This window comes from Microbacterium paraoxydans (assembly GCF_018224615.1).
GTDB lineage: Bacteria > Actinomycetota > Actinomycetes > Actinomycetales > Microbacteriaceae > Microbacterium > Microbacterium paraoxydans_B.
This window is the reverse complement of record NZ_JAGTUK010000002.1, coordinates 634,929-649,599: the sequence shown is the minus strand read 5'-3', so window position 1 is coordinate 649,599 and position 14,671 is coordinate 634,929. Positions and strand designations below refer to the sequence as shown.

General features: G+C 72.6%; 15 protein-coding genes. 5 read left to right on the top strand and 10 right to left on the bottom strand.

Annotation, left to right across the window (positions count from 1 at the left end):
* Positions 1-3: 3 nt before the first annotated feature.
* The 5 genes from KE274_RS08805 to KE274_RS08785 all read right to left on the bottom strand — a co-directional run bounded on the left by KE274_RS08805 (position 4) and on the right by KE274_RS08785 (position 5,872).
* Positions 4-1,398, bottom strand: coding sequence for a DUF6716 putative glycosyltransferase (locus KE274_RS08805; protein ID WP_211542886.1), 1,395 nt, complete (start codon positions 1,396-1,398; stop codon positions 4-6).
* Positions 1,395-2,267: an N-acetylneuraminate synthase family protein gene (locus tag KE274_RS08800; RefSeq protein ID WP_211542884.1), complete on the bottom strand. Its 873-nt coding sequence runs from the start codon at positions 2,265-2,267 to the stop codon at positions 1,395-1,397. Before KE274_RS08800 ends, KE274_RS08805 begins: the two co-directional genes overlap by 4 nt.
* Before the next feature lie 91 nt (positions 2,268-2,358).
* Positions 2,359-3,528 (bottom strand): acylneuraminate cytidylyltransferase, encoded by a 1,170-nt coding sequence (locus tag KE274_RS08795; RefSeq protein WP_211542882.1) that lies wholly within the window; start codon positions 3,526-3,528, stop codon positions 2,359-2,361.
* A 5-nt stretch (positions 3,529-3,533) separates the two neighbouring features.
* Positions 3,534-4,895, bottom strand: a complete 1,362-nt coding sequence (locus KE274_RS08790) for a polysialyltransferase family glycosyltransferase (RefSeq protein WP_211542880.1) — start codon at positions 4,893-4,895, stop codon at positions 3,534-3,536.
* Entirely contained in the window at positions 4,892-5,872 is a 981-nt protein-coding gene (locus KE274_RS08785) for a glycosyltransferase family 2 protein (RefSeq protein ID WP_211542878.1), read from the bottom strand. Before KE274_RS08785 ends, KE274_RS08790 begins: the two co-directional genes overlap by 4 nt.
* Positions 5,873-6,247: 375 nt before the next feature.
* Here KE274_RS08785 and KE274_RS08780 point away from each other — a divergent pair, with 375 nt between their 5' ends.
* Both KE274_RS08780 and KE274_RS08775 read left to right on the top strand, forming a co-directional pair.
* Positions 6,248-7,189, top strand: a complete 942-nt coding sequence (locus KE274_RS08780) for a hypothetical protein (protein ID WP_211542876.1) — start codon at positions 6,248-6,250, stop codon at positions 7,187-7,189.
* A 4-nt stretch (positions 7,190-7,193) separates the two neighbouring features.
* Complete coding sequence (locus tag KE274_RS08775) at positions 7,194-7,496, top strand: DUF4229 domain-containing protein (RefSeq protein WP_211542874.1); 303 nt, start codon at positions 7,194-7,196, stop codon at positions 7,494-7,496.
* 21 nt (positions 7,497-7,517) lie between these two features.
* On the opposite strand, the gene KE274_RS08770 is transcribed toward KE274_RS08775, so the two are convergent.
* The 3 genes from KE274_RS08770 to KE274_RS08760 all read right to left on the bottom strand — a co-directional run bounded on the left by KE274_RS08770 (position 7,518) and on the right by KE274_RS08760 (position 9,242).
* On the bottom strand, positions 7,518-8,486 hold the full coding sequence (locus tag KE274_RS08770) for a 1,4-dihydroxy-2-naphthoate polyprenyltransferase (RefSeq protein ID WP_211542872.1): 969 nt from the start codon (positions 8,484-8,486) through the stop codon (positions 7,518-7,520).
* Positions 8,487-8,573: 87 nt separating this feature from the next.
* Positions 8,574-8,864, bottom strand: coding sequence for a DUF4287 domain-containing protein (locus KE274_RS08765; protein ID WP_211542870.1), 291 nt, complete (start codon positions 8,862-8,864; stop codon positions 8,574-8,576).
* Between the two features lie 15 nt (positions 8,865-8,879).
* On the bottom strand, positions 8,880-9,242 hold the full coding sequence (locus KE274_RS08760; RefSeq protein WP_211542868.1) for a cupin domain-containing protein: 363 nt from the start codon (positions 9,240-9,242) through the stop codon (positions 8,880-8,882).
* 45 nt (positions 9,243-9,287) lie between these two features.
* On the opposite strand from KE274_RS08760, the gene KE274_RS16775 reads away from it, so the two are divergent.
* Positions 9,288-10,313 (top strand): ArsR/SmtB family transcription factor, encoded by a 1,026-nt coding sequence (locus tag KE274_RS16775; RefSeq protein ID WP_211542867.1) that lies wholly within the window; start codon positions 9,288-9,290, stop codon positions 10,311-10,313.
* 33 nt (positions 10,314-10,346) lie between these two features.
* On the opposite strand, the gene KE274_RS08750 is transcribed toward KE274_RS16775, so the two are convergent.
* Positions 10,347-10,805 (bottom strand): Lrp/AsnC family transcriptional regulator, encoded by a 459-nt coding sequence (locus KE274_RS08750; protein WP_211542865.1) that lies wholly within the window; start codon positions 10,803-10,805, stop codon positions 10,347-10,349.
* 72 nt (positions 10,806-10,877) lie between these two features.
* Here KE274_RS08750 and KE274_RS08745 point away from each other — a divergent pair, with 72 nt between their 5' ends.
* Together KE274_RS08745 and KE274_RS08740 are read left to right on the top strand one after the other, a co-directional pair.
* Complete coding sequence (locus KE274_RS08745; RefSeq protein WP_211542863.1) at positions 10,878-12,317, top strand: DUF6421 family protein; 1,440 nt, start codon at positions 10,878-10,880, stop codon at positions 12,315-12,317.
* 105 nt (positions 12,318-12,422) lie between these two features.
* Positions 12,423-13,079 (top strand): SDR family oxidoreductase, encoded by a 657-nt coding sequence (locus tag KE274_RS08740; protein ID WP_211542861.1) that lies wholly within the window; start codon positions 12,423-12,425, stop codon positions 13,077-13,079.
* Between the two features lie 63 nt (positions 13,080-13,142).
* Here KE274_RS08740 and KE274_RS08735 read toward each other — a convergent pair whose 3' ends face one another.
* Positions 13,143-14,636 (bottom strand): MFS transporter, encoded by a 1,494-nt coding sequence (locus KE274_RS08735; RefSeq protein WP_211542859.1) that lies wholly within the window; start codon positions 14,634-14,636, stop codon positions 13,143-13,145.
* Positions 14,637-14,671: the final 35 nt, after the last annotated feature.

Sequence of the window (14,671 nt, the reverse complement as noted above, 5' to 3'; positions counted from 1 at the left end):
GGCTCAGCGACGGATCGAGTCGCTGAACGGGTTCGGCTCGAGCGTGTAGTCCGTCGACGCGTCCGCCCAGGTCGACGCCCCCGCGGGCTGGCGGCGCGCGCGGACGCCCGACAGCAGCCGCACGGCGGGAGCCCCCACCGCGAGCGCGAGTCGTCCGGAGATCGTCGTGTCCGCGCGACCGAGCACGCTCGCGCGGTGCCACGCCTCGTGCAGGGAACCGCCGCGCGCCGCAGGAACCCGCCGCGGCGGCAACGCGCCCGCTCGGCGCAGCGCCACCAGCTCCTGCACCCGATCCCACCAGTCCGACTCGGCGGCGGGGTGGAAGTAGTTGTCGCGCAGCCACGCGGGGTGCGGGTGCCGGAATCGTCCCGCGACCACCTCCCCCGCCCCACCCAGGAGCCCGCTGCCGACGAACACCGTGTTCAGCAACGCCTTGTGCACGCCGAAACGGTCGAGCGCGATGACCGGTACGCCCTGCGCCAGGGCCTCCACGGCGGCGGTCGAGCTCACGGTGACCAGGCCCGCCGCAGTCTCCAGGGCCGTGGCCATGGGGGCGTGCGAGAACACGAGGTTGTGCGGCCGCCCGTCCGGCAGCAGCGCGGTGTACGGGTCGCGGTCGAGGTGGGTCTCCGCCTCACCCTGCCGCGTCCGCAGCTTCACCACCACGCGCCGGTCGGGGTCGGCCTCGGCGGCACGCACGAGCAGCGCCGCGATGTCGGCCCTGGCCGCGTGATCCGCGGGCACGAGCGCCTGGGCGGCGAACACGACGTCGGTGGCGCCCGGTCGCCGCGCGTCCGGCGCGAACTCGGTCGGGCGCTCGGTGAGCGCGGGCGACGGCGTGCCACCGGCGAGGATCCGCGCCTCGACGCGCTCGACCCGCCGTTCGTCCGACCGCGGGCGGGCGAACGGGAGCGTCGCGAGCGCCAGCGGCACGCGCGCGCCGATGCGCTCGCCCAGCTGGGTGAAGGCCCTGGCCTCCCGGTGCGAGTGCACGATCAGCAGATCGGTGTGGCGGCGGTACTCCAGGGCGCCGCGCTGCGCCGGGATCGCCATGCCGGGCAGCCCCGAGACCACGACCGGCCGATGAGCGAGCGTGTCGATCACACGGCCGAGCAACCGCACGAACGGTCCGCGTCCGGCGAGCAGCACCGCGTCGGGGCGCTGCCGATCGAGCCACGCCGCCACGTGCGCCAGGTCGAGCCGGGTGACGTCGGTCGCCGCGACCCCCGTGCCCTCCCGTGCCGCCCGCTCCTGCGCCGCACTCACGGTGAGGGGCGTGCGCACCAGCAGCAGTTGCGCCCGCAGCCCCGGCACCGCGCCGAGCAGCGACGCCGACCACTTCACGAACGAGTCGGCGTCGGCGATCGCGATCACCCGCATGCCGTGCACCTGGGTCATGCGGGCACGCGGCGCAGCTTGGCCATCGGGGCGCGCTCGCTGTCGAACACGCGCTTGACCCCGTCGCCCACGGCCCGCTCGATCACCCGGATGTCGCGCACCAGATGCTCCAGGCCGGTCGGCTCGAGCGACGCCGCGTGGTCGGAGCCCCACATCGTGCGGTCGAGGGTGATGTGACGCTCCACCGCGACCGCGCCCATCGCGACGGCGGCGAGCGAGATCTGCAGACCGCGCTCGTGCCCCGAGTAGCCGACGGGGATCCCGGGGTAGCGGTCGCGCAGGGTGGCGATCACCCGCAGGTTCGCCTCCTCCGGCTCCAGCGGATACGTGGAGGTCGCGTGCAGCAGTACCACGCGGTCGGTGCCGAGCGTGTCGAGCGCGCGGTCGATCTGCTCGATGGTCGACATGCCGGTGGAGAGGAGGATCGGCTTGCCGGTGTCGCGCAGCGCCCGCAGCAGCTCGGTGTCGGTGAGGCTCGCCGAGGCGACCTTGTGCGCCACGACGTGGAGGTCTTCCAGGAACGCCACGCTCGGCACGTCCCACGGTGACGCGAACCAGTCCAGGCCGAGCAGGGTGGCGTGGTCGCCGATCTCGACGTACTCGTCGCGGCCGAACTCGACGCGCCGCCGGTAGTCGAGGTAGCTCATGACGCCCCACGGCGTCTCCCGCGGCACGTCGCGCATGTGCTCGGGGGTGGAGATCTCGGGCGTGCGCTTCTGGAACTTCACGGCGTCGGCCCCGGCGCGCGCCGCGACCTCGATCAGTCGCTTGGCGATCTCGACGTCGCCGTTGTGGTTGAGTCCGATCTCCGCGATGACGTAGGCCGGGTGGCCGCCGCCGATCACGCGCGAGCCGATGCTGACAGTCATGGATCCTCCGGTCGTCGAGCGGGTTGTCGCCGTCCTTCCTGACTACGGGCCGCGGGTGAACGGCCCTCGACCGGAGGGTTACCGGAGGCGGTCAGCTCGACAACACGCGTTCGACGAGTTCCCGGACGGCGCCGTCTCCGCCGCGCCGGCTCAGCACGACCCTGGCCTCGGCCCGCACGAGCGGGTGCGCATCGGCGACCGCGATCGGCCACCCCACGATGCGCAGTGCGGGCAGGTCGTTCACGTCGTTGCCCAGGTAGGCGATGTCGGCGAGCGGGATGCCCTGCTCCTGCGCCCACCGGCGCAGGGCCCCCTCCTTGTCGTCGATCCCGTAGAGGACCGGGACCCGCAGCTTGTCGGCCCGTGCCCGCACCACCGGGTTCACCTCGGTGGAGAGGATCAGCATCGGCACGCCGGCGCGCCGCAGCAGCGACACCCCCATGCCGTCCTCGCGGCTCACCCGCACCCGTTCCCCGCCGTCGGCGTCGACGATCGCGGTGTCGTCGGTGTGGACGCCGTCGAAGTCGGTCACGACCGCGCGCACGGGGATGCGCTCCGGGGCGTCCCTCAGCACGGCGAGAGCCCGCGCCGCCTCGAGCTGTGCCGCGTCGTCGATCTCGATCGCGCTCCACTCCGGCACCGGGATGATGCGGGTGCGTCCGAAGAAGCGGTGGCGGCTGCGGCGGAACCCGTCCGTCCGGAACACGTAGAACGCGCCGGTCTCGAGGTGATGCGGCTCCCGGTCCTGTCGCCGCGGCCGGTGGTTCGCGTCGTGGTTGATCGCGTGCGCCTGGCCGTCGTCCCCCGCGCGCCACAGGAAGCCGTAGGTCTCGACGGCCGCGAAGGCGCTGTCGGCCGCCCCCGCCCGCACCGCATCGACCGCGGCCGACAGCTCCGCGCTCGGCACGAAGGGCGACGTGGCCTGCACGAACGCCACGACCGCGAACGATTCCCCGCCGCGTTCCAGTTCGTCGAGCGCGTGCAGGATCGCCGCCTCCGACGCGGCCGTGTCGCCGGACAGCTCCGCGGGGCGCCGGACGATGCGGGCACCGGCGGCCTCCGCGACCGCCGCGATCTCGTCGTCGTCCGTGGAGACCACGACCGCGTCGATGCCGTCGGCGGCGCGCGCGGCGTGCACGGCCCTGGCCACGAGCGGCACCCCGCCCACGCGCTCCAGGTTCTTGCGCGGGATCTGCTTCGACCCGCCGCGCGCCGGGATGATCGCCACGACCCTCGGCGCCGCCTCGTGTGTCTGCTGCATGCTCGTCATCCTCCCCGGATCTCCCGCCACGCGCGACCGACGCGACGCCGTGCCCCGATGGCGGTCAGCCGCCACTCCTCGAGCCGCCCGATGCCGCCCGCGGGGCGCAGCAGCCGCTGCCGCAGCGGTGGCCGCACGGCGCCGGGCAGCCGCAGCTGCGTGAGGCGTTCCGCCGAGAAGTAACGACGACGCTCCACGGGGTCGAGGTCGCGCAGGCACTCCTCCGCGGGCTGCCGCAGGTGCGCGGCCACGTGCGGTTGCATCGCATACCCGACCGCGTCCACGAGGCGTTGCAGCTCGTGCGGCTCTGGTTGCGGCGCGTCGGTACGGGTGAGGGCGTCGACGATCGTGAGCGGCACGCGGTTGCTGTTCTCGTAGGGCGCGAGCGCGGCGAGCAGATGCGCGGTACCCGCCGTGCCGATCTCCCGCCCGAACAGCGTCCGCGTGGTGGGCAGCGCGGTGGAGAACGCCGCCACGACCGCACGGGCGTCGAGGCGTTCCGCCAGCAGCTCGGCCGGGCCGGTGCCGCGCTGCTCCTCGAACGCCAGGCCGAGCGACAGCGCCCTGGCGCGGACGGCGTCGGCGAGCAGCGGCGGCGCCGCCGGGTGGGGCTTGAACACGATGCGTTCGGGCGACCACGCGGCAGCACGGTCGACCAGGCTCTGCTGCAGTGCGATCTCCTGCGCGGGGGTGAGCAGGCCGAGCGCCGACAGGTACTGCCCGAGCACCAGCACGGTCGGGGGCCCCGGCTGCGGGTCGCCGGGCTCGGCCGGGGTTTCGGTCTCGCGCAGCGCCGTCGCGAACGCCGCGGGCGGCACCGGTACGGTCTCCGCCGTCGGCGCCGCGACGAGCGGGCGCACACCGGGCACGACGTCGGCGTACACGACGCGGCCGATCCGCGCGGTGACGGTGTGCGGCAGGCGCACCCGCATCGGCGCGTAGGTCATGAGACCGTCGCCGATGATCGTGAGCCGCGCGTCGGGGAACAGCCCGAACAGCGTGCGGGCGGGCGCGACCTGCGGGCTCTGCACGCACAGCTCCAGGTCGCGCGGGTCGATGTCCCACGCCCGGGCGAGCAGCCGGCCGAGCACCGGCAGCTCGGCGTCGGACGGCTCCCACGCGCTCGGGTGCAGCGGGCCGAGGAGGTCGTGCAGCGGCTCGACGCGGTCGAAGCGGGCGCGCAGCCGAGCCAGGGCCGGGTCCGCGTCGATGCCGACCGCGACTTCGGGCACGCGCGACGACGTGAACGGCACGAGCACGTGCGCGGGACGCGCGGCGGACTCCGCTTCGCCGAAGAGCCCGCTGTCGATCGCGGCCGCGGCGGTCGCGAGGCCGTAGGCGCTGTGCAGGGCGAAGAGGCGCGTCATGCGTCGTGTCCTGCGCGTCGCAGCGGCCGGGCGAGCACGCGGCGCCGCGGTCCGTCGAGCCGCTCCACCACGGCGGCGACCTCCGGCGCGGGGAGTCCGCGGAGCAGGTCGAGGATGCCCGACCGCATCTCCGCGCGCACGGCGGGGGTCATGCGCCGCGACCGCACCAGGTGGTGGGAGCTGAGCGCGAGCGCTGTCCATACGGCCTTCGGCAGCAGCCGCGCACCCTCCCGGTCTCGCTGCACCAGGGCGACGACCTGCGCCATCGCCGCGGCGAAGTCCAGCTGCCGCCGATCGGCCACCTGGGTGAGCGAGCCGGTGACGCCGCGCCGGTAGAGCAGGGCCGGGGCGTCGACGACCGCGAACGACGACGCCTCCAGGTGCAGGCGCCAGATCCACGGCCGGTCCTCCGCCGTGAACAGTCCGGGCGGGAACCCCGCGAGGCCGCGATCGATCAGGCGGCGGTGGAGCAGCCCGGCCCAGGCGTACGGGTAGTCGACCATGGTCGGCTCGTCGGCGGGCAGGATCGCCTCCCGCGGCGGACCCACCGCCTCCCGCCACGGGTGCGGGGCGCGCACGAGGGTGCGGCGGGCGCCCGAGACGGTCACGTGATCGGTGCGCACGAAGTCGCAGCCCAGCTCGCGCAGACGCGCGGTCAGCACGGCCAGTCGCCGCGGCTGCATCCAGTCGTCGCCGTCGAGGAAGCAGAACGTCTCCCCCTCGACCAGTGCGAGCCCCTGGTTGCGGGCGTTCGCGAGGCCGCGCGGCGTGGGGTTGTGCACGACCTCGGCGCGCGGGAAGCGTGCCGCGTAGTGCTCCATGAGCGCGCGGGTGTCGTCGCGGGAGCCGTCGTCGATCGCCACGAGCTGCAGGTCGCGCGGATCGTCGAACTGCCGGGTGAGGGTCTCCAGCGTCGTCCCGAGGTAGGGCCCGGCGTCCTTCGCGGGAAGGATGACGGTGACGAGGGGCGTGGGCACGGAACTCCCGGGGTGGACGGCGTCCGGGAATCGTCGCAGGCACGCGTGTCCGGCGAGCGACGCCGCGGTGAACGGCCGGTGACGCGGGGCCTGTGCCGAACCGCGCTGAGGTGTGGTCCGCACCCGAACGGACCACACCCCCAGTGCGGTGCACTGCCGGGTGCGAACACCCGGGAAGCCGACACCATGCGGTGCCGACCCATCCCGCGGATTACTGGCCCCCACCAGCGGGCCGCGAGATGTGCGTCGAGAGCGACTCCATGAAGATCAACACTCAACACGTAACATGATACATACCCGTGGGGCGGATGCCGAATCGATGCGACGTGCGGTGTGGATTCGCGTCGCCGCCCCGCATCCAGGACGATGGACCCCATGCTCTGGCCGTTCGGGACCGTCTGGCGACCGGTGCGACGGCGGCGCCGGAGCACCGGGATCGATCTGCGCTGGCTCTCCGCGCGCACGTGGACCGAGCGCTGGTATCCGCAGGGCATCGACGTGGGCGAACTGCGCGGACGGCGCACGCTGGCCGTCAGCTGGTTCCGCAAGGACAGGACCGGCCGCCACCTCGCGTCACGCGTCACCATGATCGACCTCGACCGCGCCCGTCACCTCGATGTGGTGCTCGCCGTGCCGACGGCGGATGGCGAGCTGGAACCCGCGCCGATCCACGCCGGCGGCCTCGCGTGGTTCGGGGACCGGCTGTTCGCCGCGGCGACCGGCCAGGGGATCTGGGAGTTCGATCTCGGGCACCTCCGGCGCGTGCGCGGCTCGGATGCGCACCGGCTCACCGGGAGTCGCCGCCGCGGCGGGCGCAGCACCGTCCTGGTCGCGCAGCGCACGGCGCAGCACCCCGTCCCCCTGCGCTGCTCGTTCCTCGGCCGGGTCTTCGCCGACGACGGCACGCCCCTCCCCCGGGTGCTGATCGGCGAGTACCGCGGCAACGACCGCGGCGCACTCGGCGAGTTCGACATCCCGGACACGACGCAGGGCACGTTCGTGGAGCGCGACCGTCGCACCCCAGGCCTCCGGCATCTGCAGGGCGCGGTGCGCTGGGGCGACCGGCGTTTCGTGTCGCAGTCGGATCTGCTGCACCCCGGGGCGCTGTGGACCGAGGACGGCGACCGCGTGTGGGAACGGCACCCTGTCGCGCTGCCGCCCGGGTGCGAAGACCTCGCGCTCGACCCCGACGCCGGGGTGCTGTGGACGCTCGGCGAGCACCCGTGGCGACGGGTCGTGCGCGGCATCCCGTTCTCCGCGCTGGGCCTGCCCTCGGGCGGAAGTCACCGGATGCCGAGGAGCGCGAACGTAGACTGAGGGGGTGAAGAAGCCCGCCCCCCTCCTCGTCTACACCGTGCTGCGCCTGCTGGCGTTCCTCGTTCCGCTGGCGATCCTGTGGTTCTTCTTCCCGATCTTCCGCGAGTTCTGGTGGCTTGCCGCGATCTTCGCCGCCCTCATCGGCGCGAGCATCTCGATGCTGTTCCTCCGCACGCCCCTGACCGACGCCTCGGCACAGCTGCACGAGCGGCGTCAGGGTCGCGTCTCCGGCCGACAGGCCGACGCCGATGCGGAGGACGAGGCGGTCGACGGAACCGCCCCGGCCGAGGGTCGCCGCGACGACTGAGTCCCTGCGGGACCGATCGGTTCAGCCGACGAACGCCCAGAACAGCGCGCCCGCGTACAGCAGTGAGGTGAGCGAGGTCAGCGCGAGCGCGGTGACCAGCTCCCGCGGCTGACGGTACGTCCACACGATCAGCACGGCGGGCAGTCCGGCCAGCAGCGCGAGCAGGGAGATCCACGCGATCGGGAACAGCAGCGCCAGGAACACCGCGATGCCGAACGGCGCGAGCACGAACAGCGTGAACAGCACCTGGGTCGCACGGCGCCCGATCAGCACCGTGAGCGTGCGCTTGCCCACCGCGCGGTCCTGGTCGATGTCGCGGAGGTTGTTGGCCAGCAGCACCGCGCAGGCGAACAGGCCGGCCGCGATCGCCCCGAGCCACGCCTGCTGCGGCAGCGCGAAGATCTGCACCCACGTGGTGCCGAGCGTGGCCACGAGCCCGAAGAACACGAAGACGAACACCTCGCCGAGCCCGTAGTACCCGTAGGGCCGCTTGCCGCCCGTGTAGAACCAGGCCGCGACGATGCAGGCGGCCCCCACCGCGAGCATCCACCACTGCCCCGTGCGCACCACGATCGCGACGCCGACGGCTGCGGCGAGCGCGAAGAACACCAGGCCGATCACGAGCACCGTTCGTGGCTTCACCCGACCCGACGCCGTCAGCCGAGCGGGGCCGACGCGGTGGGCGTCGGTGCCGCGAACGCCGTCGCTGTAGTCGTTGGTGAAGTTCACGCCGATCTGCAGCAGCACCGCGACCGCGAGGCACGCGAGGGCGATGACCCAGTGGAACTCCGGTCCCGTGCTGCGTGCGGCTCCCGTGCCGATGACGACCGGCGCGACGGCCAGCGGAAGAGTGCGCAGTCGCGCGGCGCCGATCCAGTCGGAGACGGTGACCGGCCCGGCCTCTACCACGGGCCGCTTGGCCGGGTTTCCGCTGGTGTGCGGTCGGGTTCGGGTGCCGCTCTTCTTCTTGCGCCGGGAGGATGCTGCCACGCACGAAATCCTAGTCGGCGCGGCGTCTCGGGCCGCTCGCTCAGGAACCGACGACGGCCCCTGAGCGAGCGCCAGCGAGACGAAGGGTCAGCGGTGCGGGTTGCTGTCCTTGCCGTCGAGCCACAGCGTGTCGGACGCATCGCCGTGCGAACCGGCCTTCCCGACGTGCTTGTCGCTGATCTTCGGACCCTTGAGGATGACGTGGGTCATCGCCTGCGCGTGCCCGTGGCCGAGTCCGTACTCCTGCTTGAGCCAGGTGAGCACGACGGTGGCCTTCGTGCTCTCGTCGAAGCCCTGAGCGCGGGCGAGCTCGATGAACTGGCGGGGCGTGAGCCCGGTCTGGGTCTCGACCTTGTCGAGGTAGGCCTGGAAGGACATGGGTTCTCCGTGGGGTCAGTCGTTGTCGAGGAAGGTCTGGACGATGGTGCGGGAGGCGTGGATGCACAGGATGCGCAGCGTGCCGGTCCCGGCGTTCGTGAAGCCGTGCGGCGTGAACGCCGGCGCGGTGGCGGTGTCTCCGGCGACCGCGAGGATGGTCTGCGCGCCGATGCGGATGCGCACGGTCCCCTCCAGCACGACCCAGGTCTCGGAGTAGGGGTGCCAGTGCAGCCCGGGCCCCTCCCCCGGCTGGTTCTCGACGTAGAAGTAGGAGACGTCGGCGCCGTGCTCGGCTCCGACGAACCGGCGGCTGTCACCGGTGCCGATGCGGATGTCGGCGCCGGGGACGACCGGCGCGGGAGCGGGTGTGGTGGTCATGGGTCCAGTCTCGACACCGGCCGCAGCGGCCCCTAGAGTTTCGATGTGAGTCGAAACTCTGCACCGGTCGAGGGACGGGAACACCCCGACCACCGGGTCGAGTTCCACCTCAGCCCCGGCGACGTGGAGGCGGTGCGGTTCGGTGTCTCGCCCGGTCACGAACTCGCCCACGCCGTGCGTGCACTGCTCCGCCCGGCGGCGCACCCCCTCCAGTGGGGATGGCTCAGGGCGGTCCGCGACCGCCTGCCGCGCGAGAGCTTCCGCCTGCTCGCCACCATCGTCGGCGACGACGGCTACCTGCCCGATTTCCTCACCACGACGCCACGGTGGGATCTGACGCCCGAGGCCGAGCTCGCAGCCCTCCGCGCCACCGGGCTCGCCCCGATGCGCGTGGACCTGGGGAAGATGGTGCAGCGTTCGGCGGGCGCGCGGCAGGAGGCGCTGCGCACGATGCGGGAGCACCCGGCCCAGGCGAGGGCACGGATCGCCGACGCGTGGTCGGAGCTGTGGGACGCCGCGCTCGCCCCCGTGTGGCCGCAGCTCGAACGGCTGCTGCGCGCCGACATCGCGGTGCGGGCGCGGTCCATCGCCACCTCGGGCATCGCCGGCATGGCGGGCGACCTGCACCGCCAGGTGTCGTGGGGCGGCGGCGCGGTGCGGGTGTCGCTGCGCCGGCACAGCGAGCAGGTCGACTGTCGCGGCAGCGGGCTGGTGCTCGTGCCCTCGGTCATGTCGTCGTGGGGCTGCATGGTGCTCACGGAGCCCCCGGCACAGCCGACCCTGTTCTATCCGGCCCGCGGAGTCACGGCAGGGTGGGCGCGCGACACCGCCGAGGTCGAGGCCGCGCTGGGCGCTCTGCTCGGGCCTGCGCGCGCGGGCATCCTGCTGCGGTCGGGGGCCGAGCGCACGACGTCGGAGGTCGCCGCCGATGCCGGGCTGGCCGTGTCGACGGCGTCGCACCACCTGACCGTCCTGCGCGCGTCCGGGCTGATCACGAGCGAGCGGCGTGGCAGCCGCATGCTGCACCTGCGCACCCCGCTGGGTGAGGCCGTGGTCGGCGCCGCGCTCTGACCCGCGTGGGCACAGACCGGTGCTGCGGCAGGGCTACTCCGCGGCGCCGACCGGGATGATGGGGCGGTGCTCGTAGTAGGTCTGCAGCACGACGGTCGTACGCGTGCTCACGTTGGCGGCCAGGCGCACGTCGCGCACCAGCTCCTCCAGCGCGCGCGGAGACGGCACGCGCACGAACAGCATGTAGCTGGCGTCTCCGGCGATGGAGTGACACGCCTCGATCGCGTCGAGGTGCTCCAGGAGCTCCGGCGCGTTGTCGGGCTGGGCGGGGTCGAGCGGGGTGATCTCGATGAAGGCCGACAGTGGGGTGCCGACCTGCTCGGGGTCGAGGATCGCACGGTACCCGGCGATCACGCCGCGGGTCTCCAGCCGTCGCAGCCGGGACTGCACGGCGGAGACGGACAGGCCGACGGCCTCGGACAGCTGGGATAGCGTGGCGCGGCCGTCGCGGGAGATCGCGGCGAGGATCGCACGGTCGACAGAGTCATCCATAGCTGTAAGATTATCGTCAGGATTCCGTATTCGCCGGAATCTTTCCGTTAAACACTGCGATCGGAGGTTCCGATGTCCCTCGTTTCCGCCAACAGTTCCGCTGTCCAGGCCATCGTCGGCGAACCCGAGGTCGTCGAGGACGCCGCCACGGCCGAGAACTCCGCCGCCTGGGCGCAGCTCAAGCAGGCCGCGATCGAGCTCCGGGAACTCCAGGTGAAGGACGGCTCGGTCCCCGAGGCCGCACACCACGACCGTGCCCGCGACCTCGTCCGCGCCATCACCTCCGCGATCCGCGCGCTCGCCCCCGCCTTCCCGCACGACGCCGACTACCTCACCGCGTCCGTCGCAGACTTCGAGCGCTGGGCGTCGGAGGACTTCGGGGTTCCCGACTTCCTCGACTCGCTCGTGGCCTTCCAGCCGCAGCAGCACCGCATCGACGGCATCCGCCACCTCGTCGTGTTCCCCATGTACACGCAGAACGGGTCGAGCGACCGGCTGGTCGAGGCACTGATCGTCGAGACCATCTGGCCCGAGTTCATCGCCGCGCTCGAAGCGGGCGACTACGGCAACAAGCTGTTCGTCTCGCTGCGCCTGGTCGACTTCACCCCGGGCTACGACACCAACTCGGCCGTGCTGTTCCCCGAGACCGTCGCGATGCGCGAGATCCCCACCTTCACGTGGGGCGCGATCTTCCAGGACCGCGAGGCCGCCCGCTACCGCCGCGTCGTCCGCGCCGCCGCCGGGATCACCAACCTCGACCTGCCGGAGCGCGCCGCCGCGATGCTCGACGACCAGGAGATGGCCGAGAAGACGTTCGTGATGTGGGACATCATCCACGACCGCACGCACATGCGCGGCGACCTCCCGTTCGACCCGTTCATGATCAAGCAGCGGATGCCGTTCTTCCTCTACTCGCTGGAGGAGATGCGCTGCGACATGACCGCCTTCCGCGAGTCGGTCAAGATCGAGCGGGCGCTGGATGCGCGCGTCGCCGCCGGCGAGGAGCTCACCGAGACCGAGCGGGAGATGCACGAGTACGCGCACCTCGTGCAGTACGCCGTGATCTTCGACCGCATCTTCCGCTTCGCGATCACCGGCACCCGCACGCGCAACTACGACGCGGTCGGCGGGCAGCTGCTGTTCGCGTGGCTGCACCAGCGCGGCGTGCTGCACTGGACCGACACGGCCCTCGCGTTCGACTGGGACAGCGTGCCGGACGCAGTCGTGGCGCTGGGCGACGCGATCGACGACCTGTACTGGCACTCGATCGACCGCCCGAAGGTGGCGCACTGGCTCGCCGCGTACGAGCTCGTGCGCGGCACGCTCACCCCGCACCCCGCCTCGCAGTGGGCGCGCGGCCTGTCGGACGAGATCCTCGCGGGCGCCCCGAAGGGGTACACCGACGCGGTGATGGACGACGAGTTCCCCCTGTCGATGTTCTTCGAGACGCTCGACAAGAAGATGAAGCCCGTCATCGAATCGACGGTCGGCATCCGCGGCACGGACGACTGATCCGCACCGCCACCGTTGTGACGCTGGGGCGCACAGCCTCTGCGGCCGGAGACCCGCGACCGGGTCCGGCCGCAGAGGCCATTTCCGCACGAGGAGAGTGATCGCATGACCGACAGCACGTCGCACGGGCCGCGCGGGCGCATCGTGCTCCTGGCCGGGGCCACCAGCGCCGCGGGACTCGCCGTCACCCGGGCCCTGCACGACGCCGGCGCCCGCGTGATCGCCACCGGCCGCTCGGCCGACCGGCTCGCCGCCCTCGCGGATGCGGGAGCCGAGACCCGTGTGGCCGATGCGACCTCCCTCGCCGACCTGACCGCGCTCGCGGACGACCTCGGGCCCGTCGACGCGGTCGTGCCGCTCGTGGGCGGGTGGCGCGGGGGCGGCGGTCTCGCAGGGCAGAGCGACGACGACTTCAGAGCCCTGCTCCCGGCGCTGGAGGCCGTGCGGGCCGCCAGTCGGGCGTTCGATGCGGCGCTGCGCGGATCGGCGGCCGGCCGGTTCGCGATCGTGTCGTCGACCGCGGTCGCACGACCCCTCGCGGGTGGGGCGAACTACGCGGCGGTCAAGGCCGCGAGTGAAGCGTGGACGCGCGCGGTCGCTCACGGCTACGCGAAGGCCGCGCGAGACGCGGAGGAACCGCTGCGCGCGGCGGCCGTGGTGTTCCGCGCGAAGACTCTCGACCCGGAAGCGCTGGCCGTTCGGATCGCGGCACTGTGGGACGAGGACGCGTCCGCGCTCAACGATCGCGTGATCGACCTCTGACCGCACGGCCGCGGCCCCTGGCGCACCTCGGCGCGCGGACCTCGACTCCCCGGGGTGCGCGGGTCAGCGCGACTCGGGCGGGATGCCCCGCACCACGGGCGGCGCATCGATCGGGCGAGCGTGCGGGGCACTCGCGCCGGCCGCACGCTCGTCACTCCCCTCCGCGTCTCCATCGCGCGAACCCGCAGCCGGATCCGTGGCCGACGCCTCAGCCTCCCCGTCGGTCTCCGCCTCGGGTGCCGGATCGGGCGCCTCCGCGTAGAGCACCGTGAGGTGGCGGTAGGACCGCGTGAAGAAGGCGAGCGCCGCCGCGACGACCATGATGAGCCCCGCGAACAGGCAGATCAGGGCGATGCCGCGCGCCTCGCCCTCGCCGAGCAGCCACTCCCACTGGCGCTGCCCCTCGGCGGTCTCCATGTACGGGATCACCACGTAGTGCGCGATCGGGGCGATGAGGAAGGCCGTGACCGGCGCGGCCGCCGCCTCCATCGCCGCGGCCGTGCCGAACACGCGCCCCTGCCGGGCGAACGGCACCACCTTCTGGATGACGGTCTGCTCCGCGGCCTCGACCGGGGGCACGAGCGCCATGTACACCCACATGCCGAGCACGTAGAGCGGCCACCACTCGCGCAGCATGAAGATCGCGCCCAGCAGCCCCATCGCGATCACGACGAGGAGCATCGTGCGGACGGGCTTCTTGCCCAGGCCGAACTTGGCCACGAGTCCGCCGCCGATCAGGAAGCCCGTCGAGGCGAACGCGAGCGCGAAGCCCCAGGTCTGCGCGTCGAACAGCGTGAGCCCGTACGGGTCCATGAGCGCCAGGTAGACCCCGCCGATGAGGTTGTTGAACGTGGAGAAGATGATCAGCGCGAACAGCCCCGGTGCCTGGCGGATGGCCTGGACGCTTCCGCGGAAGTCGACCGCGCTCTTCGCGTCGGGGTCGACCTCCGGCTCGGCCTCCGGGATGCGGATGAACAGCAGGTGCGCGAACGTCAGCGCCATCGCGGCGATCGCGATCCCCAGCGTCCACCCCATGCCGAGGAATCCGATGGACAGGCCGGAGAACACGCTCGTGACCAGGAAGGCGATGCCCTGCACCGTGCCGACCAGGCCGTTCGCGTTGGCCCGCTTCTCCTCGGGAACCAGCAGCGTGACCGTGGTGGACAGGGCGATGTTGCGCAGCTGCTCGATCACGCCGCCGAACAGGATGACGCCCGAGAACAGCCAGAACCACGGCCCGCCCAGGTCGAGCAGGGCCGCCTCCGGCTGCCAGACGTAGAGCACTCCGGCGACCAGGAACGCCCCAGCCGAGATCACGCTCGACAGCAGCATGACCCGATGCTTGCGGTGGCGGTCGACGATGGTGCCGAAGAACATCGCGAAGAACGCGACGAACAGCATGTAGGCGCCGCCGATGATGCCGGTGGCCAACACCGACTTCGTCTCGATGTACACCCAGAACGTGAGGGCGAACCAGAGGAAGCTCGTCGTGACGTTGGCGATCAACGTGTTGACGAGGACGTTCGCGAAGGCCGTCTTCGCCGCGGTGCGCTCCATGGGTCCGAGCGTAGGACCGGGCTCGGACATTCGGT